This is a genomic window from Streptomyces sp. MST-110588, assembly GCF_022695595.1.
Taxonomy (GTDB): domain Bacteria; phylum Actinomycetota; class Actinomycetes; order Streptomycetales; family Streptomycetaceae; genus Streptomyces.
The window spans coordinates 6,893,677-6,918,657 of sequence record NZ_CP074380.1 but is presented as its reverse complement, the minus strand read 5'-3'; the positions used below and the strand labels follow the sequence as shown (position 1 = coordinate 6,918,657).

Below are 24,981 nucleotides of genomic sequence, written 5' to 3'. Positions count from 1 at the left end.
GACGACGCGTCAGAATCTATATTGACAACCCTTGTGCGCGCGGTTCACGACACACGATCTGGCGACCTCCGCGGCCAACACTTCTTAAACCTGGTGCGACTGGCCGAACACTGGATGATCCAAGGGGATCACCTCGACGAAGTAGGACCCAGCAGGCTGCACTCCGACCTATTGAACCGGCTACGGCTTGCCGACCCGCACTGCCCGCGCCCCCAGGATGGCCCATCAGTTGCTTAGGGGCCGCTCCCGGTCCGTCCGCAGCGGTTCCATCGATCTCGCCTTCACTGTCGCGAGCGCGGAGGGCGGCTACCGGTTCGACGTCCGCACCGAGGGCCTGTGGATGAGAGCGAGGGGCATTCATCACCATGACCCCGCGGCAGTGGCCGCATGCTACGTCATCAATCAGGTCAGCCGACTGGCTGCTGCGTGCTCCATCCTTGATCACGTCGAGCTGGAACACCACGCGAACGCTCAGATGGGGATGCCAGCCGAATTGACCGACGCCGGCATACGTGTGCAGTGGGCGTCGGTGCACCTCCATGTCCGACCGGAGGACCTTCTCGATGCCCAGGCGCGTGCACATCGGATATCTGGTGCCCGTGCCGCTCACGAACAGCAACAACTCCGCATCACCCAATACACCGACTTCCGAGACTTGTTGCGGGACGACCCGACCATCGCGTTGGCGCAACTGTTGCTGGAGAACCCAGCTGCGGTTACCAAAGAGACCCAAAACGTCATCAGTGAGATCGCCAGCCAAGTGGCTACGTTCGCCCCCGGCGCCGAATGGGTGCAGACCTCTCGCCTCCTGGAGTCCTTCTTCGAAGGACTGGCTTCCGATGCTAAACAGTTCGTCATCGACCGCCTGTGCACGGTACTGATGGAATTCGGCGCCAAGGAATCTGCCGAACGCCTGCAGTCAGTGCACCAAGTTACCGAACGCGCGAGCGGCGGGGAAGCGACTACCCGAACGGGAAACGACGCGACGGGTTAGCCTGGTCGATGACGTTTTCCGCATGTAGTGCCAGCCCTCGGGGGCACTCACCACTCCGTACAGGGCAGCGAGGGCTGGACTACCTTCCTCTGGCTGGTCGGCCAGCCCGCCACTACGATCATGCCAACAACACTGAGGTCTGCGGCCCGCAATCCCTATTGAGCGTGGCGAGAAGTTGGCCAAACCAAGGATGATCCTTCCCAGCCCCCGCCAGGGTGACCATCCAAGCCCGTGGCCGCGGCAGCTACCTCAGCCGCTATCAGCTGCTGCCCTGATGACGCTGGCGGAAGTGGTTGCGACCACTCTCCTCTTCCGTGACGGCTGCGGCCGATGCGCGAGCAGGCCGTCCCGGCGGGCGAGGCTTCACGATGACACGGTCACAGCCCATTAGCTGGCCTCTCCGTCCGCGCTGTTGCCCCTCAGCGAGCACAGTTACCTTCGACCCGTCCGGACGGATGCCAACGCCGTGCGCGCAAGGTGTACGAACTCGAGTGTTCGGGTGGATGAGGCAGCAACGGCAGAGGTCCGGGCCATCACCCTGGCCGAGCCTGTGGTGTGTGGTGGAGTCAGTTCTGCGACGACAGGGAGGAGACCAGGATGCAGAGTGATGAGGGTGTCGGCGGTCAGCAGGAATGGCGCAGCGGAGACATCAGGGGGTTGCGTTGGCCTGAAGTGGTCCGAGTTCTAGGGTTTTCGTGAACCGTTTTCCTCGGCGTGTGGTGAATAGAGCGATCAAGGTGCAGGCGGTCACTGCCGCCGTCAACTCGAGTCCGGGCACCGCTGCCCAGCCAAGTCCCAGTTGGTAGGCACGGCGTATGGGCAGGAACAGGGGGACGAGGGAGATTGCCAGGGCGATGAGGCCATAGCGCTTGCCGACGGGGTAGCCAGCGGCGATGGCTGTGGTTATCACGAGCAGTCCGCCCCCCAGTGGCAGCATCATTGGATAGCCGGGTGGCCAAGGGTTTGCAGGGTTCCCCGCGACTGGATGGATGCAGAACCACAGGCCGGCGAACAGTGCCAGAATGCCTGCGATCAACGAGGTGCTGGCCGGGACCCAGCGGTGTCCCGGAAGAACGATCCGGGCACGCGCTGCTCGATGAGGCCCGAAGCCGCTCAGCCGGGCCGCGAATGCCTCTGCTGCTCGGCGATGTCCTCGGCGCGCGGCCCAGCGGAAGACCGTACCGGTGACAAGTGCGAACACCGTCAGAGGGATCCAAGAGCTGACGAAGGCGAGAAGGACCGAATCGGTGACGATGGCCACGAGAGTGAGTAGGGGCACCGCGCCGAGCGCGAAGACCATGCCATGGAGAGCCCGGCGACGTTGGGCTTGGGCGGAAAGGAGCTGCTCGTAGTCAGTGGCTGCGCTGGTCCACCGCTGCGCGATGGCATTCTGTGAACCCGCGTGCCCGGCATCCTTGAGGTCGTCCATCAGGTCAGCAGCCAGGCGTCGGGGCAACATGCCATCGGGCTTGAAGTACAGGGTGTGGTCGCGCAACGGATGTCCGATGACCGGTAACGGCGGTTGCTCAACGTCCCTGGGCAGTCGGGGTTCTGACATGCGTCCCACGATGTCGTGCTGGCTGCTGTACTCCCGCCAGCAGAAGTCTTTCCTTTGTAGCGGCGCCAAGGGTTCCTTCTGCAGGGCACGGTAGATCTCACCGTTCATCTGCCAGGCGCCGGTGGCGCCGATTGCCAGCGTGATCAGATGGAAGGTGTCGGGATAGGCAAGGGAGTTGGCAACAGTCAGGGAGAGGTCGCTCATCGAATGCGTTGCACTTGCACTCCATAATTCGAATGCCTCACCGGTCTGTAGAGACAGCGGGACCAGGAGCATGGAGAGCAGGTCTGACACGACATGCAGGCCGCTGCGCAAGACATCCGGGATGCCCCGCCAGGCGAAGTCTGCAGTGACGAATGAGACCGCCAGCAATCCTGCCATCACACCCCAGGATGCGGGTGTGAGTCGGTGGGTGGACAAAGCGCGCAGGAGCCAGAGGGGCTTGAGGCCTGAGCCGACGCCGACGAACCGTACGACCTTCGGGTGCTTGGACAACGTATCTTGTGCGAGCAGTTGATGAGTGAGAAAACCTCCCTGGGAGTGTGCGACGATGACGACGTTGTCGCACCGGGACTCCATCCAACGCAGACGATTTCGTAACTGGTCGATGAGATGCTGTGTCTTCTCCTGATCAGTTGCCGCGACCTGAACGTGCCAGGCCACATTCCAACGTGTACCAAGGAAGAAAGCGACGGCCACAAGAAAGGCCACGACGAGGCCGGCAACCACGGGATAGAGCGTCGCTGCCGCGATTACGCTGGCGAGCCCCACAAACAGGAGCAGAAGTATCGTGACACGCCAGCAGAAACGGAGCAGCGGGGCCGTCGCGGGGCTATGCAGGACCGAAAATGGGTTGAGACTGCTCCGCAGGCTTCCGTGCCACCCTGGTGAAGGTGCTGTCAGCCAAGCCCGGTCACGCTGGTCCGGACCAAGAAGGACAAACAAGAATGGCAGCCGGAGCAGCAACCATGCCGCGGATTTCAACCGCGAGGGGCGCCCCAGGCCCGCAAATTCCTGCGACCATAACGCCTCGGCGAACAGTACCTGGCGCGGTGGCTCAACACCCTTGTGAAATTCTGCTATTGAGTGGTGCGGAACTTGTGTACTGGGCGGCGCCAGCGGGTTTGCCTTCCAGACGACGTTGTCGAACTGTTCGGCGTGACGTATTGCGTCGATGACAGAGCTTCCCCAACTGCCGACGACCGTACCTGGCCTCTGGTTTCCGACCCCGTGCACGAACACGTAGCCGACAGGAAACTTTAAACCGGCCCTCCGACTGGGCTTATTTCTCCGTTTCTGCTGAGATTTCCCCACTGCGTCCCCTCTCAGATCCGCCGATGCTTGCCATACGACAGTCGTGGTGATGGCCGCCAATGTGCCATGTAGATTCCTACACGACGGCACTGACATTGATCCTGATACTCGGGTTCCGGTGGTCGTGGCTCGGGCACTGACTGACGCCCTGCTGGGCTGTCCTCCTGTTGTTCTGTCCGGCCGCCGGAACCTGCTCGCATGGCTCCGGCCGGGCGGAACATGACCTGACAGGAGCTTGGTCAGAAGCCCCCTCAATGTCCTGTCTGCGCCACCCGGCCGGTGCCCACCTCCGGCTGGAAGGCATCATCAGCATGACATCAGAGGTCGCGGAGGTCACCGCGGACCAGGGCGTGTTCGGCGGCGTCGACTCCTATGCCGACACCATCCACGTCGTTGTCATCAGCGACAACGGCGGCTACCTCGCAGACGCCGAGTTCGCCACCACCGCCGCCGGATACGCCGCGGCTCTGGCCTTCCTGACCGCGCACGGACATGTGACCGCGATCGGCGTGGAAGGCACCTCCTCCTACGGGGCAGGCTTCCCCCGCACCGCCCGCTCTCTCGGGCACCAGGTCATCGAGGTCAACCGCCCCGTTGAGGCCGAACGCCGCCGCACCGGCAAGTCCGACCCGATCGACGCCTACGCCGCCGCCCGCGCTGCCCTGTCCGGACGAGCCGACAGCGCCCCGAAGGACGACACCGTCGGCGGGCACCCCGCAGGGCGACTCCGAAGGGCCGACCTTCATCTCTCGCACAGCACCATTTCCAGAAGCTGTCCTACTACCAACTCCCTTTCATATTCAGGACATAAGACCACCAAAACCCACCTGCTGGCCGACGACCGGGCCCGACCGCTGGCCTGGCAGACCACGCCCGGTCAGCGGGGCGACAGCCGGATGCTCCCTTCGGTGCTAGCCGGACTGCTGATCGGGCGCAGTGGTCAGGGGCGCCCGCGCTGCCGACCGGGCCGCCTCCGTAGCGACAAGGCGTACTCCAGCCGCGACCACCGTGCCTACCTGCGACGTCGAGGCATCAAGGCAACCATCGCCGAGCCGGATGACCAGCGGGACAACCGTCGACGCCGCGGTCGGGCAGGCGGCCGTCCACCGGCCTTCGACACGGCCCAATACCGGCAGCGAAACGCCGTCGAGCGTTGCGTGAGCAAGTGGAAGCAGTTCCGGGCGGTGGCCACTCATTTCGACAAGCGCGACCACATCTTCAACGGCGCCCTCACCGTCGCCGCCATCGTCATCTGGCTTCGCGACACCGTCCAAGAGCCATCGGAAACGACCTAGTGCCGTCGTCGAGGAGGCGGGCGAGCGTGTCGGTGAGGGTGCAGTGTTCGCAGAGATGTCCGCCGAGCAGGAGTCCCTCGAAGACGCAGCGATCACAGAAGAAGTCGGGCGATGCCCGAGCAGTCCCGGCAGATCGGTGCGCCACCGGTGTCTTGCCCCGGCAGCAGCCGATCGGTGTCGCAATAGGGGCAGGGGCCGCGGACTCGCATCGCCCGTTCGTAGCAGGTCCCGCAGATCGGCCCGTCTGACCACTCGGCGGACTTCGGGGCCCGACGGCCGCAGCGTGCGCAGTCGCGGATCATCCACCGCTCGTACTCCTCCGGAGTCACCGCTCACCCCTAGGTCGTCAGCCGGACCCGTGTGGGTCGCCGGGCGGCTAGGGGTGCGGCGGTATGCCGAGCGGACTTCCGCTCTGCCCGAGCGCGGGCTATCGGTGGACGACCACGCCGACCACCAGCAGAAAGTGCACTCCGATGACGCACGATGATCTCCCTTCCTGGCTGCCCGCCCGCCGCGCAACCACCCCCGCCCCGCCGGGCGCGCGCCGCGGTCTGCGGTTCGGGTTCTACGGCCGGGTCTCCACCGAGGACCAACAGGACCCCGAAGCCTCCCGGCAGTGGCAGCTCGGCCGGGCCCGGGCCCTGATCGAGCCGGCCGGGGGCGCGGTGGTCAGCGAGTACTTCGACACCGGGCAGACCCGTACGCTGCCGTGGAAGCGCCGTCCGCGCGCCGTGGACCTCCTGGCCCGGCTCGCCGACCCGCAGCGCGGCTTCGACGCGGTCGTGATCGGCGAGCCGCAGCGCGCCTTCTACGGCAGCCAGTTCGGCAACACCTTTCCGCTCTTCACCCACTTCGGCGTCCCGTTGTGGGTCCCGGAGGTCGGCGGTGCCATCGACCCGGACAACGAGGCGCACGACCTGATCATGTCCGTGTTCGGCGGCATGTCCAAGGGCGAGCGCAACCGCATCAAGATCCGCGTGCGGGCGGCGATGGCCGCCCTGACCCTTGTCGAGGGCCGCTACCTGGGCGGCCGACCGCCCTACGGCTACCGGCTCGTGGACCTGGGCCCCCACCCCAACCCCGGCAAGGCGGCCCTGGGCAAGCGCCTGTCCGGCCTGGAGCCGGACCCGGTCACCGCCCACACCGTCGTGCGTATCTTCACCGAGTTCCTCCGCGGTCTGGGGATCTTCGCCATCGCCGAGGGCCTGACCCGGGACGGCATCCCCAGCCCGTCCGCCCACGACCCGGCCCGCAACCGCCACCGGGACACCCGGGCCTGGGCCAAGAGCGCGGTCCGCGCCATCCTCGGCAACCCCCGCTACACCGGGCGCCAGGTCTGGAACCGGCAGCACAAGCACGAGACCCTGCTCGACATCCAGGACGTCACCCTGGGCCATACCACCGTGATGCGCTGGAACGGCAAGGAAGAGTGGATCGTCTCCCGGCACATCGTGCACACCCCGCTGATCGACGACGACACCTTCGCCGCCGCCCAGGACCTCCTCCACACCCGCGCCACCCAAGGCGCTCCCCACCCCACGCACCGCACCCGCAACCCGTACCTGTTCCGCGGCCGGATCACCTGCGGCTCCTGCACCCGCCGCATGCAAGGCCAGTGGTCCCACGGGGAGGCCTACTACCGCTGCCGCTTCCCCGAGGAATACGCCCTGGTCCAGCGCATCCTGCACCCCCGCAACGTTTACCTCCGCGAAAGCTGGATCACCCCGCCGCTGGATGACTGGCTCGGCACGGTCTTCGCCCCACACCGCCTGGACGACACGATCGATTCGATGGCCGCCACCGAAGACGTGCCCGAGATCAACCAAGCAGCCGCCACCGCAGCCCGCGCCACCATCGCCGAGTGCGACGCCAAACTCACCACCCACCGCGCCGCCCTCGAAGCCGGAGCCGACCCCGCCGTCGTCACCCGGTGGCTCGCCGAGACCCAAGCGGCCCGTGCCAGAGCCCAAGCCGACCTGCGCACCGCCACCATGGGCGCGGGCGCGCGCATGTCCCGCGACGAGATCGCCGGCCTCGTCCGCTCCATCAGCGATCTCATCGGCGTCATCCGCGAAGCAGCGGCCGAGGACAAAACCGAGATCTACCGGCACCTCGGGCTGCAGCTGACCTACGACCCCAGCACGACCACCGTACGAGCCGAGATCACTCCCAGCCCGCCCAGCTCACACACCCCCAACAACGACAAAACCCCACGGTTCCAGAGAAACCGTGGGGAAATGGTCTGTGTCCGAGGGGGGACTTGAACCCCCACGCCCGATAAAGGGCACTAGCACCTCAAGCTAGCGCGTCTGCCATTCCGCCACCCGGACTAGGTGTCTGTCTTGGCGGGGCGTTCCCCGCGGCGACATGGACAACAATACCAAGGTTTCGGGGTGGCTTTCACCTGCGTATCCCGGAAGGGCATAAGTTGGGCTTATGGGGCGGAGGAAGCGGGGGTGTCGTCGGGGGCGGAGCGGTCGGCGATGGCTTTGTGGTGGCGTACGACCTCGTCGATGATGAAGTTCAGGAACTTCTCGGCGAAGGCGGGGTCGAGCTTGGCGTCCTCGGCCAGTCGGCGCAGGCGTGCGATCTGGGTGGCCTCGCGGGCCGGGTCGGCGGGCGGGAGGCTGTGCCGTGCCTTGAGCTCGCCGACCTGCTGGGTGCATTTGAAGCGCTCGGCGAGCAGGTGCACCAGTGCGGCGTCGAGGTTGTCGATGCTGCCGCGCAGATAGAGCAGACGCTCGCGCGCCGCCTCGTCCGCTACGGAGGTCGCGTCGCCGGCGGGCGGGACTGTCCCCTCGCTCATATTTCTCTCGCCAATCCTGGTCGGGTGGTGCGTGATCGCCTGCACACTACCCGGCCGGGAGGGGGTGGCTAACCGGCGAAGCCGTGTGGTCTGTGCGGGGGCGTGCAGGTAGGGCGGGCGCGTGGGCGGGGGGAGCTGGGGTGACGGCACGGTTACGGAAGGTAGAGATTTGGAGGTCGGATGGGTGGGGATGGGGGGTAGGGGTGCGGGTGGGGGTGGGAGGGGGTGGAAGGGGGTTTGGGGTGGTCAGGGGGGTTGTCAGTGGGGGTGGGCAAGATGGAGGAGTAGGGGCTTCACTTCGGTTGCGGTTAGGGGGGACGGGAGTTGGCCGGGAGGGGAGCAGATGATCATGGGGCCGTCGGCGGGGTCGGGTGGGAGCAGGCCGTGGCTGCCGCGTACGGGCTCGGGGTCGAGTGGGACGACGGCCATGCGATAGCGCATGCCGGTCTTCTTGCGGGCGAGCGCGGCGGCGGCCCGTAGGCGTACGTAGGGGTCGCGGGGGTTCATGAAGAGCTCGGCGGGGTCGTAGCCGGGTTTGCGGTGGATGTCGACGAGGGGGGCGAAGTCGGGGGCGCGGGCGTCGTCGAGCCAGTAGTAGTACGTGAACCAGGCGTCGGGTTCGGCCAGGGCGACGAGTTCGCCGGAGCGGGGGTGGTCCAGGGATCGGTCTTTTTTGCCCTTGTCGTCCAGGAGCTGGGCCAGGCCGGGGAGGCTGGTCAGGGCCTTGCGGGTGGCGTCGAGGTCTTCGGGACGGCGTACGTAGACGTGGGCGATCTGGTGGTCGGCCACGGCGAAGGCCCGGGAGGCGGTGGGGTCGAGGTATTCCATGCCGTCCTGGGTGTGTACCTCCAGGAGGCCGGCCCGGCGCAGGGCGCGGTTGATGTCGACCGGGCGGTGTACGCGTGTGATGCCGTACTCCGACAGGGCGACGACGGTGGCTCCGGTGGCGCGGGCGTCGGTGAGGAGCGGGGCGATGACGGTGTCGAGGTCGGTTGCGGCGGTGTGGGCACGGGGGTCGTCGGGCCCGTAGCGCTGAAGGTCGTAGTCGAGGTGCGGGAGATAGGAGAGGGTGAGGTCGGGGCGGCGGGTGCGCAGGATGTGCCGGGTGGCGTCGGTGATCCATCGGGAGGAGCGGATCGAGGCGGTGGGGCCCCAGTAGGAGAAGAGGGGGAAGGGGCCGAGGAGGGAGGTGAGCTCGTCGTGGAGGCCGGGTGGCCTGGTGTAGCAGTCGGGTTCTTTGCGGCCGTCGGCGTAATAGACAGGACGGGGGGTGACGGTCCAGTCGGTGTCGGCGCCCATCGCGTACCACCAGCAGATGTTGGCGACCGTATAGCCGGGGTGAGTGCGGCGGGCGGCGTCCCAGAGCTTGTCGCCGCCGACGAGCGCGTTGTGCTGGTGCCATAGACGCACTTCGCCGATGTCACGGAAGTACCAGCCGTTGCCGACGATGCCGTGCCGGGCGGGCGGCACACCGGTCAGGAAGGTGGACTGGACGGTGCAGGTGACGGCGGGGAAGACGGTTTCCAGGGGTGCTTGTGAGCCTTTGGCGGCCAAGGCTTTCAGGTGGGGCATGTGGTCCAGGAGGCGCGGCGTCAGGCCGACGATGTCGAGGACGAGGAGCCGATGCGGTCGTGGCTCCGACTCCGGCTCCGACTCCGGCTCCGACTCCGGCTCGGGCTGTGGCTCTGGCTGTGGCTGTGGGTCGGGGAGCGGATTTCCGGATGCTGTGGTCACGGTGCTCCTTGGCGGGCTGGGTGACGTGGGCAGCGGGGCGAGGTGTCAGAGGAGTTCCCGCAGGCCGAGATCGGTCAGCAGGTCGCGGGCGAGGGAGAGCTCCGCGGCGATGCCGTCGGCCAGCCGGCCGGGGGTGCGGGGGCGGAGCGCGGGCGGCAGGGCCTGCCAGGTGTAGGTCTCTACTTCGAGGTGGTGGGTGAGGGCGGCCGGGCCGCCGACGAGCAGGGCGAGGGCCTCTCGGAGGACGGTGAGGGTGGAGGTGAGCGGGGGCTCGGGCGGGGTGTGCAGGGGGATGTGGAAGTGCGCACGCCAGGGGGTGGTGCGGGGCAGGCCGCCCGTGGAGGCATCGGGCGGGGGCGGCGACGGGGGCAGGGGCGGGGTCGCGGACAGTGCCTCGTTGAGGTCGTCGGTGGCCAGCAGGGTGCCTTGGGGCGTACGGGTACGGGTCTGGTGCAGGAAGCGGGGTTCGACGAAGGCGCTCAGGGCGGCGCGTACGTCCGTACGGTGCGGGTGCTCGGCGTGCAGGGCGACGGAGAGCTGGGCCTTGACGACGGGGACGGCAGCCCGGTGAAGGGCGTGGAGGGCGGTGCGGGGATCTTCGAAGGAGGTGGCGAGGTGGCAGGTGTCCAGACATACGCCGATACGGGGTGTGGGGGTGGTGGGGTGGATGGAAGTTGAGTGGGTGGGGGTTGGGTGGGTGGGAGTCGGGCGGGTGGGGGTTGGGTGGGTGAGGGGTGGTGTCGCTGTGGGGGTGGTGAGGAGGGTCAGTGGGGCGATCGCGTCATCGACGGTTTCGATGACGCAGCCGGGTTCCGGTTCCAGGCCGACGCGGATGCTGCGGCCGGTGCGTTCGTGCAGGGCGTCCAGGTGTGCGGTGAGGGTGCGCAGTGCGGTGAGGGCGGTGTCCTGCCGGGCCGCGGCGTCACGTGAGGGGTCGAAGTCGGTGCGCCAGGCAAGCGGGAGGGTGGAGATGGTGCCTTCCGCAGCATCGTCCGGGAGGAGCGCGGTCAGTAGCCGGGCGAGGGTGACGGTGTGGTCCAGTCGCGCGGGTTCGGTCCAGTCCGGGCGGTAGACCCGGTATTTGACGTGGTGGTCGCCGAATCCCTGGTAGGGGAATCCGTTGAGGGTGACGACTTCCAGGCCCCGGGTGTCGAGTTCCCGGCGTAGCCGGCGCAGTGCGGACGAGTCGGCGCTCAGGGCGCGGGCGGCGTCGCGGGCCAGCCACAGGCCGATGCCCAGGCGGTCGCGTCCCAGGCGCCGGCGTACGGGTTCGCAGTGGTTCCGGAGCTGGGCCAGGACGCCATCCAGGGTCTCGGCAGGGTGGACGTTGGTGCAGTAGGCGAGGTGGACGGTGGATCCGTCGAGGTGCCGGAAGCGCACGTTCACTCTCCGCCGCGGAGGATGGAGTTGCCTTCGTACAGGGCGCCGGGGTCGTGGGGGTACGGGTCGAGGCGTCCGCTCTGTCCATAGAAGGCGACGGGGTTTCGCCACAGGACGCGGTCCACGTCGTCCTCGCCGAAACCGGCGGCGAGCATGGCGTCCGCGACGTGGCGGGTCTTGAGGGGGTCGCTGCGGCCCCAGTCGGCGGCGGAGTTGATCAGCACCCGTTCCGTACCGTGCAGCCGCAGGATCCGCACCATGCGCCCGGGGTCCATCTTCGTGCCGGGGTAGACGGAAAAGCCCAGCCAGCAGCCACTGTCAGTGGCCTGCTCTACGGTGGTCTCGTTGAGGTGGTCGAGCACGACACGATCGGGGGAAGAGCGGATTCGCGCAGGACGTCAAGGGTGCGTCGCAGGCCCGCGGCCTTGTCGCGGTGGGGGGTGTGGACGAGGGCCGGCAGGCCGTGGTCCACGGCGAGTTGGAGCTGCGCGGCCAGGGCGGCGTCCTCGGCGGGGGTCATGGAGTCGTAGCCGATCTCGCCGACGGCGACGACGGAGTCTTTTACGAGGTAGCGGGGCAGGGCGTCGAGAACGGGGGTACAGCGGAGGTCGTTGGCCTCCTTGGGGTTGAGGGCCAGGGCGCAGTGATGGGCGATGCCGTGCTGGGCGGCGCGGAAGGGTTCCCAGCCCAGGAGGGAGTCGAAGTAGTCGAAGAAGCTGGCGGGCGAGGTGCGGGGCTGTCCGAGCCAGAAGGAGGGTTCGACAACGGCTCGTACACCCGCGGCGTACATGGCCTCGTAGTCGTCGGTGGTGCGGGAGGTCATGTGGATGTGCGGGTCGAAGATGCGCATCAGGGCTCCTCGCGTGCGGGGGCGGCTGGTGGGCGAGGCGGCGGGTTTCCGGGGGCTGCCGATGGCCCGGTGGCGGGCGAAGGCGAGGAGGACGGGGAGTACGAGGAAGGCGGGGAGTATGTGGCACGGGAGGAGGGTGCGGATGCGGTGAGGTCCAGGACGTGGTGGAGGTCGTCGGGCACGGCACGGCCGGCGGCGGTGCGCTCGCGGGCGTAGTCGCGGAGCATGCGGGCGAGTTCGCCGTCTCCGCGGGCGCGTTCGGCCAGTCCGGCGACGGCCGCCACCGGTACGCCGGTGAACAGGCACTTGAGTACGGCGTGCCGCCAGGTGTGGGCGTCGAGGTAGCGGGCCGCGTACGGTCCGACGGCTGCCGCCACGAGCCGGGTGTCGTTGGTGCGCAGAGCGTCCTCGACGAGCGAGCGGGCGTGCGGGCCGAGTCCCAGGTGGGGCAGGGCGATGAGCACGGCGCGGCGTTCGGCGGCGGTGCCGTGCTCGTAGAGCCGGGTGACGGTGGAGGTGTCGGCGCGGGCCGTATGGAGGATGAGGATGCGGGCCGCCTCGGCGGCCTCCGGGTCCGTCGCGTGCGGCGGGACGCGGCGGGTGCAGTGCCGGCCGGCCGAGGCGAAGCGCATCTCCCATACAGGCGGCGGGATGTAGGCGGCGAGCGGGTCGGGGGTCGGGGCCGGGGCCGTCGGCTCTGGGGCGGAACCGGTCGTGGGAGCGGGGTCGGTCACGGGAGTTAGGTCGGTCTTGGGGGTGTGGTCAGTCACGGGGGTGAGGTCAGTCTTGGGGGTGGGGTCGGTCGTTGTATCGGGCCTGGTCGCGAGGGTGGGGGTGGCGCTGTGGTTGTGGTTACGGGTGGCGGCGTGTTCGGCTTCGGCCAGTGCCTCGTCCAGCCAGGCTCGTGCGCCGCCACTGAGGCGGTCGCGAAGTGCCTTGTGGAGTCGGGTTATCCACTCGTCGGGAGTCAGCATCTCGGTTGTTCTCCTCCTTCCGGCGGGGGTCCTTCCGGCGGGGTTCCTTTCGGCAGGGTGCCTTTTGGTGCACTTCGGACCGGCGCGGCTTCGTCCGGCGCGGTTCGGTCCGGCGTGGTTCGGTCCGTTGCCAGGGGGGCGGGTGGGGACGTTTGCGGTGGTGTTGTCGAGGGGCGGGAGGGGTGGGATCGGTGTAGGAAGGAGAGGGAGGTGCGGGCCAGTTCGGGGCCCGCGTGGGAGTGGCGGGGCAGTTCGACGCTGACGAGACCCCGGTAGCCGACGTCCGCGAGGGCGGCCAGTACCGGCGGGAAGTCGATCTCTCCGTCGCCGAAGGGCAGATGTTCGTGGACGCCGCGTCGCATGTCCTCGATCTGGACGTGGCGCAGCCATGGCGCGGCGGCCCGTACGCAGTCCGCGGGCGGGGCGGGTTCCAGGCACTGGCAGTGGCCGATGTCCAGTGTCAGGCCGAGGGTGTGCGGGTCCGGGTCGCCCAGGGCGCCGCGCAGCCGGTGGAACCCCGACAGGTCGTGGAGGAGGTGTCCGGGTTCGGGTTCGACGGCGAGCGGGAGGTGGGCCGCGGTGGCGGCGTCGAGTACGGGGCTGAGGGAGTCGGCGAGGCGGCGCCAGGCGGCGTCCTCGGGGGTGCCGGGCGGACGTACGCCGCTGAAGCAGTGGACCGCGGTCGCACCGAGGTCCGCGCCGACGCGTACGGCGGTGCGCAGCAGTGCGATACGGGACGCGCGGGCGTCCGGATCCGATTCCAGGAGGGTGGGGTGGTGCTTGCGGAGCGGGTTCAGGACGTACCGGGCGCCGGTCTCGACGGCGACCGACAGCCGCAACTCAGCGAGAGTGCACGCCACTTGGGATGTACGGGCTGCCAGGCCGGGGGCGAGCGGGTCCAGGTGCATGTGGTCCAGGGTCAGCGCCACGCCGTCGTAGCCGAGGTCGGCGAGGAGGCGGAGGGCGTCGTCCAGGCGGAGGTCGGTGAGGCCGTTGGTTCCGTAAGCCAGTCGCAACTGGCGTAACGGGGCTGTCGAGGGGGTCATGTCGGGCTGACCTTCCGGGACAGCCGGCGGGCGAGGGGAAGCAGTGCGAGCAGCGCGGTGGCTCTCCCCGGCGCTCCGGCGCGGGCGCTGAGTGCCGCTTGCAGCGGGATCGTGGCGCGGATGCCGCCGCCTACGGCACGGCGCAGCAGGTACGGGGAGGGGTTCAGGGCCGCGTGGAACAGTGGGCGCCCGGCGGTGGCGGCGTAGACGGTGGCGCAGATGGCGGTACTCAGGGTCGTACAGACGGCTGCGTGGGCGGGGTTCAGGGTGGTGTCGGATGTGCGGAGTGCGATGGGGGTGGTGGGTGTATTGGGTGAGGGGGGATTTGTAGAGGCGGTGGGCGGGCGGATGGCGGTGGTTTCGAGGGGGGTGGTTCGGGGGGTGGCTATGTGAGGGGTGAGGGTGCGGGTGATGGCGGTGATCGCGGCGAGGGCGGTCAGTGGCAGGGCGGAGGAGCTGCCCTGTGTCTCGCGGCGCGAGACGGTCGTGACCGCGTACGTATGAGCGCCGAGCAGTGCGGCCGAGGGCAGTGCCGGGAGCAGCGCCGCGCGCGGGGTGTGCCAGGGGTGCGATGTCCCGCGCGGGGTGTGCCGGGGGTGTGACGCCCCGCGCGGGGACGGGCGACCGGTCGTCGCTCCCTGGAGGAGGTCCAGGGCGCGAGCGCAGGCCATGGCGGCCGGGCCCGCCGGGGTGTTCTTCAGGTGGAGGTCGTAGGCCCATACCGTGGTGGCGAGGGCGGTGGCATTGAGGAAGGCGGGGCGGCCGGCCGTACGGGCCAGGGCGAGGCCCGCGAGGGTCAGTCCGGTCGCTGCGCCGAGAGCCGCGGACGGTGCGATACGGCCGGAGGGCAGCGGGCGGTCGGGGCGTTCGACGGCGTCGGTGTGGCGGTCCGCCCAGTCGTTGAGGGCCATCCCGGCTTCGTACAGGCACAGGGACGAGCAGATGGCGAGGAGAGTGCGCCGGTCAGGGCGGTGACCGGCCGCGGCGGCTCCCGCGAGCTGAGCGCCGGGCACGGTGCACAGCGCGGACACCCGCAGCAGTTCGGCCCAGGCCCGGGCGGACGGATGAGCGGAGGCAGAGGCGGGGGCAGAGGTGGAGGTGGGAGTAGGGGTGGGGGCGAGGCCGGGGAAGTGGGGCGGGGGTGGGGTGGGCGGTTGATCATGGGCGGGCTCGCAGGTGGTGGGCGAAGGTGAGCAGGGCGGCGTACTGGTCGGCGAGGGCGGAGGGGCCGCCGTACGGGTCCTTGAAGTAGAAGCCGAGGGGCAGCGGACCCGAGAGGCCCGCGGCGTGCGCGGCGGCGACCAGGCGGGCCAGGTCGAGGACCAGGGGTGCGGCCAGGGCCGAGTCGCAGCCCTGCCAGGTCGTCTGGAGCACCATGCGGTTGCCGAGGAACCCTTCGAAGGCGATGTGGTCCCAGGCGGTCTTCCAGTCGCCCAGGGCCGGGACGTTGTCGATGTGTACGTCTCCGGGCGGCAGTCCGCCGAGCGTGTCGGCCAGGACGCGGGCCTTGCCGGCGTTCTTGGCGGTCGCGGCGGCCGGGTCGGTCAGGGCGGCACCGTCCCCGCCGCCGAGCAGATTGGTGCCCGACCAGGCCCGTACGGCCAGCGCGCGCTGGGCGAACATCGGCGCGAGCACGGAGCGCAACAGGGTCTGTCCCGTCTTCCCGTCCCGGCCCGCGTACGGGAGGCCGCTGCAGATCGCCATCTGGTGGAGGAGGGGGTGGTGCAGGCCGGTGAAGGGGGTGAAGTTCACGTACGGGCAGCCGGCGCGCAGGGCGGCGTACGCGTAGAGGGAGCTCGGTGGCAGGCGGTCATCGACGGGTCCTGCGGGAGCGGACGGTCCTGCGGATTCTGTTGAGGCGGCCGGTCCCGCCGACGTGGGAGGTCCCGCCAACGCGGCCGGTCCTGCCGACGTGGGAGGTTCCGCCGAGGCGGCAGGTTCCGTCGAGGCGACGTTGATGACGACGGCGCGAGTGAGTGCGTGGGTGCGGACGAAGGCGCGCAGGTCAGTGGCAAATGCGGTGATCAGTTCCTCGTCGGTGCGGGTCTCGCCGGGCTGCGGGCCTCCCGGGCGAATCGATTCGTCGGCCGCGGACAGCTCGGCGTGGACGGCCCGCGGCAGCCCGTACGGCAGGACGCCACCCGCCGCCAGTTCATCGGCCCGTTTGGGCAGCGGGTCCGATGCGGTGTCATGGCCGCCGAAGACCAGCGAGGGCAGGGGCGGCAGCGGAACACCGGCGAACGGCTCGGTCTCGGTGATCATGCCGGTCGGCGGGTGCAGCCCGGCGACGACTGCGGCACAGCCGGCCACCACGGTGGTGGCGACCGACCCACGCGCGCCGATCAGCCAGACGCCGGTACGGTCCTCCCTCCCCCGCCCGTTCATAACCCACGCCCCTCAGCCGCAAGCTGTTCCTCGTTCCGGACGAAACGGAAGGACACCTCGTCCCCCTCCCCCTGGTCGCACGCTCCGATGTGGCTTGCTCCGGTTCCGATGCGGGGGCGCGGCCCGCTCACCCGGTGGAGAAGGGGAAGCCCCGTCCACGGGGAAGCCGTCCACGGCGTACAGCGCGCCGGTGCCCTTGCCTCGGGTGGAGCGTGGTGCTGCTGCTGGTGGGCGGCCGGACCGCCGGGTCCGCGATGGCGTCGGTGATGGTTCCCGGCGCCTTGGCGCTGTCGGCCGGTCGGCCGTCAGCCGCGCCCGTACGAATCTCCGGGGCTCCCGGATCCATCCGAGGCGCCCCGTGCGGTCAACTCCCTTGCCCCGCCCACGATATAAGGCCGGAGGGTGATCCGGTCACCGTCGCGGATGCCATCGACGGTCCGGCCGGTAGTGCCCTTGACGGTGACGTTCGCCGTGTACGTATAGGTGCCGCTCCCGGTGTACGTGCGGAAGGGGCTCTGCCGCGTCGGACCGATTCCTGTACACGCGTGCCTCCCGAAGCGGGTCGATGATGAGGAGGAACGTTTCGGCGTGCTTGGCGTGCTTGGCGTGCTCAGTGTGTTTGGTGTGCCCTCGTCGCGCTGCGCGCCCCTGACTGTGCCTGCGTGGCATGCCCGTGACATTTTCTGGACCGTAGCCCGGTTCCACCGTCTCCGAAAGCCCTTCCGCAGAAGGGGCTCGGGAAGCCACCCGGCCCATGTCGCACACCGCGTCGAAGGGCGCGGCGGGCAACTCGAATCCGTACGCCTGCGGCCCAGATCCGTACGCCCTGAGCCCGGTGCGTCCAGCGTCGGGGCGCGGAAATCCGTATGACAACCTCTACCTCAAGGGTTGCCCACGGCGACCAGCACGTATATCACCGGACAGGACTGATCAGACATGGGACGGGTCACCGAGCGACGCCGCGTCATCCGCATCCGGAACGGCGCGGTGAGCGCCCGCCCGGACACCCTGGTCGCCGAGGAGCCGCTGGAGATCCGGCTCGGCGGCAGGCCGCTCGCCATCACCATGCGCACACCGGGTGACGACTTCGCGCTCGCCGCCGGGTTCCTCGTCAGCGAAGGCGTCCTGGGAGGCGCCGGGGACCTGGCGAACATCGTCTACTGTGCGGGGGCCACCGCCCCGCAGGACCCCGAAGGCGACATCGACGATAAAGACGACGACATCGACGACGACGCCAACGGCGGCACCGGCGCGGCCTTGCCCATGGTGCCGGCCACCGGCTCCAACACCTACAACGTCGTGGACGTCCGCCTCGCGCCCGGCGTCCCCGTCCCGGACATCACCCTCGAACGCAACGTCTACACGACCTCCTCCTGCGGCCTGTGCGGCAAGGCCAGCCTCGACGCGGTCCGTACGACCGCCCGCTGGCCCCTGGACTCCCCCGGCGGCTCCCCGGCCCGCCTCACCCCTGCCACCCTCCTCGCCCTCCCCGGCCGGCTCCGGGACGCCCAGCGCGTCTTCGACCGGACCGGGGGCCTGCACGCCGCCGCGCTGTTCACCATGGACGGCGAACTGGTCGACGTACGCGAGGACGTGGGCCGGCACAACGCCGTCGACAAGATCGTCGGGCGGGCGCTGCAGCGGGACCGGCTGCCGCTGTCCGACTCCGTCCTGATGGTGTCGGGCCGGGCCTCCTTCGAACTGGCCCAGAAGGCGGTCATGGCCGGCATCCCCGTTCTCGCCGCCGTCTCCGCCCCGTCCTCCCTCGCCGTGGACCTGGCCGTCGAAACCGGTCTGACACTCGTCGGTTTCCTGCGCGGGACGTCGATGAACGTGTACGCGGGCGAGCACCGGATCGCCCTCGACGCGGCGCCGACGGACACGGACTGACCGGCAGGACCGACCGGCAGCGACCGACCGGCACGGACCGGTCGGCATGCGCTGACCGGTCGACATACACTGACCGGTCGGCATGCACTGGCCGGCATGAACCGACCGGCATGAACCGACCGGCCAGTGCGTCCCAAGCGGCCGGTACGCCCAAGCGGCCTCCGCCGTCACACCGTCCAGGCCGTCTCGTAGTACTTCACCCGCTCGTCCTCGCCCACCAGCCGCATACCGGCCGCGGCCATCACACGCTGGGAGGCGACGTTGTCGTGGTCGGCGTCGCCCTTGACCCGGGCGACGCCGCACTCCCGCGCGTACGTCAGCAGCGCCCGCAGCGCCTCGGCCGCGTACCGTTGGCCGCGCGCCGAAGGGACCAGGCCGTAGCCGATCGTGACGCTGCCGTCCGCGTCCGCGGGGCCGTGGAAGTCCGCGCCCCCGATCGCGTACCCGTCCTCACGGCGCCGGATCTCGTACGCGCCCAGGTGCCTGGCCCCGTTGCCCTCCTCACGGTGGCGCAGGAATCGCCTGGCCGCCGCCACGTCGTCGTCCATGGGGTATTCGGGCGCCCAGCGGGCACCGTCGTCCGGCGTACCCGCCACGATCGCCTCGGCTTCACCGGCGTTGAGGGGATGGAGTATGAGCCGCTCCGTCACAAGATCATCCATGGCGGAGTGACTATCACGCGCCGCAGGTGGACCGCACCGGATTTACCCGCCCGATGGGAGGCCGGAGCCGGCCGTCCGCGGATCTCCGCCCGGATAACGTTCCGACCGGAAACGGGCCGGCCCGCAGCCCCCGCCGGAAGGACGTACGCATGAGCCCTGCCGATACGAAGAGCACGAGGAGCACGAGGAGCACGGGGAGCATGGGAGGTACGGGGAGCACGGAGAGGACGAGGGGGACGAGGAGGCCGAGGGGGACGGGCAGGCCGGAGAGCACGCGGCTGCGGCCGGTCGATCTGGCGCGGGTGGCCGGGGTCTCGACGCAGCAGGTGCGCAATTACGAGGACGCCGGAATCCTGCCGCCGGCCGAGCGGACCGCGGCCGGGTACCGCGTGTACGAGGACCGGCACCGCCGGGCGCTGCTGACGTACCGGGTGCTCGTCAGGGGGTACGGGACGGGGACCGCCCAGACGGTCATGCGGGCCGTGCACGCCGGTGACGTGCCCGCGGCGCTGGCCGCCGTGAACGCCGCCCATGCGGCGCTGCACGACCAGCGGCTCTCCTTGGAGGCGACGAGCCGGGCGCTGGAGGCGGTCGCGGCGCAGGCCCCGGGCGAGGCGGCGGTGCCGCGGTCGGGGCTGCGGATCGGAGAGGTGGCGGCCCGGCTGGGCGTACGGACCTCCGCACTGCGCGTATGGGAGTCCGCCGGGCTCCTGGTACCGGGCCGTGAACCGGGCACCGGGTACCGGCGCTTCGGTCCCGCGGACGTCCGGGACGCCCGGATGATCAGCCTGCTGCGGCAGAGCCGCTATCCGCTGCTCCAGATCCGCCCCGTACTGGAGGACCTGCGCCGTACGGGCGGCGGCGAGGCGCTGCGCGCGGCGATCGCCCGGCGGCACGCGGCGCTGGCACAGCGGGCGACGGCGATGCTGGAGGGCTCCGGCCGGCTGCACCGCTATCTGACGGAGGATTGATCACTGTCTGAGGGAGGCTGATCGCTCCCTGGTGGACGCTGATCGCTTTCCGACGCAGAACCGGGCGCCACCGGGACAAGAACCGGGCGGCATCGGGGCGAGGACCGGGCGCCACCGGGGCGAGGACCGGGCGCTACCCGGACGAGGACCGAGCGAGCCCCCGACCCCTCACACCTGCGCGATCCGCCGCAGCAGCCCCATGAGCTGGTTGCGTTCGGCGGGGGTCAGGTCCGCGGTCAGTTCGTCGTTGGCCCGCTCGCCCAGCTCCTGGGTACGGCGCAGCCGACGGGTGCCGGCCGCCGAGATCGCGATGGCGTTCTTGCGCCGGTCGTCGGGATCCGGGGTCCGGGTGACCAGGCCGTCGCTCTGGAGGTCGTTGACGATCGCGACCACGTCCTTGGGGTCGATGCCCAGGGTGCGGCCGAGCTGCGCCTGTGAGACGGGGCCGAGTTCGGCGACGGCCGACAGGACGGCGTGGTGCATCATCCGCATGCCTTCGCCGGCCAGCGCCTCGGCGACGAGCCGATGGCCGCGGGCGGCGGCCCGGCCCAGCAGCCAACTGGGGAGGTTGCCGATGCGGGTGGGCACATAGGGGGTGCGGGGAGTGTCGGCCATGGGAGGAGGGTACCGAAGAAACCATTGGACTCACCAATGAATCTCTGGTTATCGTTGGGGCGCCCAATGAATTTCGACCGGCGATTCCATCGCCGTGGAGGTGTACGCCCATGCGGCGCGTCCGGTTTCACGAGTACGGCGGTCCCGAGGTGCTGCGCCTGGAGGAGGCCGAGGTGCCCGAGCCGGGGCCCGGCGAACTGCTGGTGCGCGTAGAGGCGATCGGGGTGTCGCTGCCGTCCGTACGGAAGGTGCGCGGGGACGGCAACGGCGGCGGCGTACCGCTGCCCGGGGTGCTCGGCGGCGAGGTGGCGGGCGAGGTCGTCGCCGTCGGACCGGACGTCACCGGCCACGCGATCGGCGACCGGGTGACCGGCCTGTCCTTCCTCGGCTCCTACGCCGACCTGACCACCGTGCCCGCCGCCCTGGCCTCGCGCATTCCCCGGGGCGCGAGCGCCGAGGACGCCGTGGCACTGGTCCGCGGCGGGCATGTGGCGCTGGCCGCGCTGGCCACCGCGCGGCCCGCCGGCACCGAGTCCGTCCTGATCACCGGCGCGGCCAGCGCCACCGGCCATCTCGCGGTCCAGCTCGCCAGGATCCAGGGCGCGGCAAGGGTGGTGGCGGCGGTCGGTGCGGACGCCGGGGACGCCAAGGCGGCCTTCCTGCGCGACCTGGGTGCCGACGAGGTGGTGACGTACGAGGACGCCTCCTGGGGCGAGCCCGTCGACATCGTCCTGGACGGCGTCGGCGGCGACCTGCTGCCGCGCGCCGTGGCCGCCCTTGTGCCGGGCGGACGGCTGGTCTTCTTCAACTCCGGCGGCGGTACGGTGCCCGCCTTCGACCTCCTCGCCGGCTCCAAGACCATCACCGGCATGACCATGGCCCGCTTCGCCACCACCCGGCGCGACCTGTACGACCGGCACGGCCGGGAGCTGTGGGACCTGCACGGCTCCGGGCGGCTGCGGGCCGTCGTCCACGCGCGCTTCCCGCTGGCCGAGGCCGCGGCGGCCCACGAGGTCATCGAGGCGCGGACGAACCTCGGGAAGGTCGTGCTGGTGCCTTGAGTGCCGGGCCGCACCATGTGAGGTAATTCCGGGCCCGTACGGCGCACACGCCTTGTGTCGGTGCGCGTGGCGCCAGTAGCTTCCTGCGCACCGTACAGGGACATGGGATGTCCGGATGACCCGACAAGCGCGGGTCATCCGCAGGAACGCCAGACGCTCAGACGACGACCAGACGCCCCGTCAACCACGCGTAAGCCGACGCCGATGCCGCGAAGGGCAGGCCGGACAATGACGTCAGTGATCCGTACGCACCACGGCGCCCGCTCCAGACCCCGGCGCCATCGCGCCGTCACCCCGCCGGCCGCCGCGGTCCTCACCCGCCTCACTCGCCTCACCTTTCCTGCCTTCCTCGCCTTCCTTGCCTTCCTCACCTGTCTCGTCCTCCTGGCCCCGCCGCCGCCCGCACAGGCCCGGGACGCCACCGCCACACCACCACCGGCCGCTCCCCCCTCCCCCGCCGGGCTCGAACAGCAGGTGCTCTTCAAGGCCGGCCGGGACAAGGGCTACGCCTGTTTCCGCATCCCCGCCGTCGTCCGTTCCGTCCGCGGCACGCTGCTCGCCTTCGCCGAGGGCCGGGTGCACGACTGCGGCGACGCCGGGGACATAGACCTCGTGCTCAAGCGCTCCACCGACGGCGGCCGTACCTGGGGCCCGCTCCAGGTCGTCAACGAGGGCGGCGGTGACACCCACGGCAATCCGGCCCCCGTCGTGGACCGCCGCACCGGCCGTGTCCTGCTCGCCGAGACCTACAACAAGGGCCGTACGGACGGCCGCAGTTGTCCGGTGCCCTGCGAGCGCACCCCGCACCTCCAGTACAGCGACGACGACGGCGCCACCTGGTCGGCGCCCCGCGACCTGTCCGCGGCCCTGCGCCCGGCGGGGTGGAACTCCTGGTACGCCACCGGGCCCGTGCACGGCATCCAGCTCACCCGGGGACGGCACACGGGCCGGCTGGTCTTCGGCGTCAACGCCGAGAGCTACCGCGGCGGCCGGATAAGCGCCAACCACGCCGCGCTGGCCCTGAGCGACGACGGCGGCGGCTCCTGGCGGATCGGCGCGCTGGACACCTGGCCCACCGCGCCGGACGGCAGCTTCCGGCAGAAGCCCTCGGAACTGGCGCTGCTGGAGCGGGCGGACGGGTCGGTGTACGTCAACGGCCGCGAGCAGGACGGTACGGATCTGGGCCACCGTACGGCCGCGATCAGCCGGGACGGCGGCGCTTCCTTCGCCGCGCCCTTCCGGGCGCTGCCGGGGCTCTACACGCCGATGGTGCAGGGTTCGGTGCTGCGCCTGCGGTCCCGCGGCGGTGGCCACGGCCGGACCACGGGGAACCGCCGGATCACGGGGAACCACGAGCGCCTGCTGCTCGCCGCGCCCGCCGATCCGGACCGCCGCCGGACCATGATGATCCGTTCCTCGTACGACGGGGGGCGCACCTGGGAGGGCGTGGAGCGGGGCGCGCTGGTGACCACCGACTGGTCCGGCTACTCGGACCTGGTGTCCGTCGACCGCGAGGTGACCGGCCTGCTGTACGAGGGCGGCGCGGTGGACGCCCGCGACGAGATCCGCTTCGCACGCTTCACCGAGGACTGGCTCGGCCCGCGCCGAGGGCCCGATCCCACCACGCCCGACCGCGCGCCCGGCGCCCGGCCGGCCCTGGTCCTGGGCGGTGCCCGGCCGGCCGACGGCCGGTTCGGCGACGCGCTGGCCTTCGACGGCAAGGACGACGCCGTACGCCTGCCCTTCCGGCGCTCCCTGGCGCTGGGCGAGGGTGACTTCACGTGCAGTCTGTGGTTCCGCTACCGGGCCACCGGCGGCGAGCAGCCGTTCCTGTGGATGGGCGGGGCAGGCCCCAGGTCCCCGCAGATCGCGCTGCGCGGCGACCCCGCCGCGGGCCGGCTCCTCGCCCACATCACCACCCTGCGCGGTACCGGGACCGCCGCGACCGCCCAGGTCGCCGCCGCCGGCGCCGGCAACGACGGGCGGTGGCACCACCTCGCGCTGCGCCGGGCGGGCGGCCGGCTGACGCTCACCGTCGACGGCACGGCGAGCACGGTCGCGCCGGACGTGCCCGGCTCCGTCAGCCGTACCTCGGTCTTCGGCGTGCACCTGGGGCAGAGGGTGGACAGCCGGGCCCAGTTCAGTGGCGCGCTGGACGACGTACGGGTCTATGACCGGGAGTTGAGCGAGGAGGAGCTGACGGCGGTACGCGCCGGCGAGGCACCCTCGGGCGGACCGGCCGTGCTGGCGCTGCCGCTGGACCGCGTCCGTCCGTCCGACGGCCCGTGACGTGCCGGGCCCAGGCCGCCGTCCTCCGGGCCGGCCGTGGCCGCGTACCGCCGGGCGAGGACCGCGCAGACCATGAGCTGCAACTGGTGGAAGAGCATCAGGGGCAGCACCGCCGTCCCGGCGTGGCCGCCGAACAGGACGGTGGCCATCGGCAGCCCGGCGGCCAGGCTCTTCTTGGACCCGGCGAAGGTGATCGCGATGCGGTCGGCGCGCGGGAAGCCGAGCTGCCGGGCGCCGGCGGAGGTCAGCGTCAGCATGACGGCCAGCAGGACGGCCTCCACGCCCAGGAGGGCGAGCAGTTGCCAGGGTGAGACCTGGTGCCAGACGCCCTGGACGACGCCGGCGCTGAACGCGCCGTAGACGACCAGCAGGATCGAGCCGCGGTCGACGTACCCCAGGATCCGCCGGTGGCGGGTGAGGAAGCCGCCGGTCCAGCGGCGCAGCAGTTGCCCGGCGACAAAGGGCAACAGGAGCTTTTCGACGATCGACAGCAGCGAGCCGGCCGAGAAGCCGCCGGTACCGGCACCGCCGAGCAGCAGGCCCGCCAGCAGCGGGGTCAAGACGATGCCGGCGAGGCTGGAGAAGGAGCCGGCGCAGATCGCCGCCGGGACGTTGCCCCGGGCGATCGAGGTGAAGGCGATCGAGGACTGGACGGTGGAGGGGACCAGGCACAAGAAGAGCAGGCCGGTGTGGAGGGAGGGCGTCAGGACGTACGGGACCAGGGCGCGGGCCGCCAGGCCGAGTGCCGGGAAGACCAGGAACGTACAGGCCAGGACCGCCAGGTGCAGCCGCCAGCTCTTGGCGCCGGCCAGCGCCTCGGAGGTGGACAGGCGGGCGCCGTAGAGGAAGAAGAGCAGCGCGACCGCGCCGGTGGAGGCGCCGTCGACGACGGTGGCGGCGCTGCCGCGGGCGGGGAGCAGGGCGGCGAGGGCGACCGTGCCGGCCAGCGCCAGGATGAAGCCGTCCACCGGCAGCCGGGAGGGGATCTTGAGCTGAGGGCGGCGCATGGGTTCCTCTCCCCCGGACCGGCGGGCGGTGGGTGGCGGCGGGTGCGTACGGTGTCGGTTTCCCACCCTGCCCGTCCCGAGGATGATCGGGAACCCCTCTGATCGCGCTGACTGCCATCACACATCGCGATGAGCGCACTAGGCTGGCCC

Annotated in this window: 17 protein-coding genes, 1 tRNA gene and 2 pseudogenes; 7 read left to right on the top strand and 13 right to left on the bottom strand. The window is 70.5% G+C overall.

The annotated features are described in order from the left end of the window. Nucleotides 1–217: 217 nt before the first annotated feature. Nucleotides 218–994: a hypothetical protein gene (locus KGS77_RS30280; RefSeq protein ID WP_242586299.1), complete on the top strand. Its 777-nt coding sequence runs from the start codon at nt 218–220 to the stop codon at nt 992–994. 649 nt (nt 995–1,643) lie between these two features. Here KGS77_RS30280 and KGS77_RS30275 read toward each other — a convergent pair. Beyond that, entirely contained in the window at nt 1,644–3,794 is a 2,151-nt protein-coding gene (locus KGS77_RS30275; RefSeq protein ID WP_242586298.1) for a hypothetical protein, read from the bottom strand. Between the two features lie 326 nt (nt 3,795–4,120). Between KGS77_RS30275 and KGS77_RS30270 the strand changes: the two genes are divergently transcribed. Both KGS77_RS30270 and KGS77_RS30265 read left to right on the top strand, forming a co-directional pair. Further along, a complete protein-coding gene (locus KGS77_RS30270) occupies nt 4,121–5,161 on the top strand; it encodes a transposase (protein ID WP_242586297.1) in 1,041 nt (346 codons plus the stop codon). A gap of 473 nt (nt 5,162–5,634) precedes the next feature. Then, nucleotides 5,635–7,425, top strand: coding sequence for a recombinase family protein (locus KGS77_RS30265; RefSeq protein ID WP_242586296.1), 1,791 nt, complete (start codon nt 5,635–5,637; stop codon nt 7,423–7,425). Here KGS77_RS30265 and KGS77_RS30260 read toward each other — a convergent pair. The 9 genes and pseudogenes from KGS77_RS30260 to KGS77_RS30220 all read right to left on the bottom strand — a co-directional run bounded on the left by KGS77_RS30260 (nt 7,407) and on the right by KGS77_RS30220 (nt 16,336). After that, a tRNA-Leu gene (locus tag KGS77_RS30260) sits at nt 7,407–7,491 on the bottom strand. The genes KGS77_RS30265 and KGS77_RS30260 overlap by 19 nt on opposite strands. A gap of 104 nt (nt 7,492–7,595) precedes the next feature. Beyond that, nucleotides 7,596–7,967 (bottom strand): chorismate mutase, encoded by a 372-nt coding sequence (locus KGS77_RS30255; protein WP_242586295.1) that lies wholly within the window; start codon nt 7,965–7,967, stop codon nt 7,596–7,598. 258 nt (nt 7,968–8,225) lie between these two features. Next, nucleotides 8,226–9,701, bottom strand: coding sequence for a nucleotide pyrophosphatase/phosphodiesterase family protein (locus tag KGS77_RS30250; protein ID WP_277994285.1), 1,476 nt, complete (start codon nt 9,699–9,701; stop codon nt 8,226–8,228). Between the two features lie 45 nt (nt 9,702–9,746). Then, entirely contained in the window at nt 9,747–11,081 is a 1,335-nt protein-coding gene (eboE, locus tag KGS77_RS30245) for a metabolite traffic protein EboE (RefSeq protein WP_242586294.1), read from the bottom strand. A 2-nt stretch (nt 11,082–11,083) separates the two neighbouring features. Beyond that, nucleotides 11,084–11,931: pseudogene (locus tag KGS77_RS30240) on the bottom strand (TatD family hydrolase). After that, on the bottom strand, nt 11,931–12,665 hold the full coding sequence (locus KGS77_RS30235) for an EboA domain-containing protein (RefSeq protein WP_242587782.1): 735 nt from the start codon (nt 12,663–12,665) through the stop codon (nt 11,931–11,933). The pseudogene KGS77_RS30240 and the gene KGS77_RS30235 overlap by 1 nt, the downstream one beginning before the upstream one ends. 233 nt (nt 12,666–12,898) lie before the next feature. After that, nucleotides 12,899–13,951, bottom strand: coding sequence for a sugar phosphate isomerase/epimerase family protein (locus KGS77_RS30230; protein ID WP_242586293.1), 1,053 nt, complete (start codon nt 13,949–13,951; stop codon nt 12,899–12,901). Then, nucleotides 13,948–14,982, bottom strand: coding sequence for an SCO3242 family prenyltransferase (locus KGS77_RS30225; RefSeq protein WP_347404548.1), 1,035 nt, complete (start codon nt 14,980–14,982; stop codon nt 13,948–13,950). The genes KGS77_RS30230 and KGS77_RS30225 overlap by 4 nt, the downstream gene beginning before the upstream one ends. Before the next feature lie 127 nt (nt 14,983–15,109). After that, the gene (locus KGS77_RS30220) at nt 15,110–16,336 is read right to left on the bottom strand and encodes an inositol-3-phosphate synthase (protein WP_242586292.1); all 1,227 of its coding nucleotides are present in this window, start codon (nt 16,334–16,336) and stop codon (nt 15,110–15,112) included. Nucleotides 16,337–17,272: 936 nt separating this feature from the next. Between KGS77_RS30220 and fdhD the strand changes: the two genes are divergently transcribed. Beyond that, entirely contained in the window at nt 17,273–18,226 is a 954-nt protein-coding gene (gene fdhD, locus KGS77_RS30215; protein WP_242586291.1) for a formate dehydrogenase accessory sulfurtransferase FdhD, read from the top strand. Between the two features lie 167 nt (nt 18,227–18,393). Here the strand turns inward: fdhD and KGS77_RS30210 are convergent, their stop codons facing one another. Further along, nucleotides 18,394–18,888, bottom strand: coding sequence for a GNAT family N-acetyltransferase (locus KGS77_RS30210; RefSeq protein WP_242586290.1), 495 nt, complete (start codon nt 18,886–18,888; stop codon nt 18,394–18,396). Nucleotides 18,889–19,088: 200 nt separating this feature from the next. Here KGS77_RS30210 and KGS77_RS30205 point away from each other — a divergent pair, with 200 nt between their 5' ends. Beyond that, nucleotides 19,089–19,859, top strand: coding sequence for a MerR family transcriptional regulator (locus KGS77_RS30205; RefSeq protein ID WP_242586289.1), 771 nt, complete (start codon nt 19,089–19,091; stop codon nt 19,857–19,859). Nucleotides 19,860–20,027: 168 nt separating this feature from the next. Here KGS77_RS30205 and KGS77_RS30200 read toward each other — a convergent pair whose 3' ends face one another. Then, on the bottom strand, nt 20,028–20,474 hold the full coding sequence (locus tag KGS77_RS30200) for a MarR family winged helix-turn-helix transcriptional regulator (protein ID WP_242586288.1): 447 nt from the start codon (nt 20,472–20,474) through the stop codon (nt 20,028–20,030). Between the two features lie 110 nt (nt 20,475–20,584). Here KGS77_RS30200 and KGS77_RS30195 point away from each other — a divergent pair, with 110 nt between their 5' ends. Both KGS77_RS30195 and KGS77_RS30190 read left to right on the top strand, forming a co-directional pair. Next, entirely contained in the window at nt 20,585–21,535 is a 951-nt protein-coding gene (locus KGS77_RS30195) for a zinc-binding dehydrogenase (RefSeq protein ID WP_242586287.1), read from the top strand. Nucleotides 21,536–21,763: 228 nt separating this feature from the next. Continuing rightward, nucleotides 21,764–23,806: pseudogene (locus tag KGS77_RS30190) on the top strand (sialidase family protein); the annotation flags it as partial. On the opposite strand, the gene KGS77_RS30185 reads toward KGS77_RS30190, so the two are convergent. Then, nucleotides 23,704–24,831, bottom strand: coding sequence for a bile acid:sodium symporter family protein (locus tag KGS77_RS30185; RefSeq protein WP_242586286.1), 1,128 nt, complete (start codon nt 24,829–24,831; stop codon nt 23,704–23,706). The pseudogene KGS77_RS30190 and the gene KGS77_RS30185 overlap by 103 nt on opposite strands. Nucleotides 24,832–24,981 lie beyond the last annotated feature (150 nt).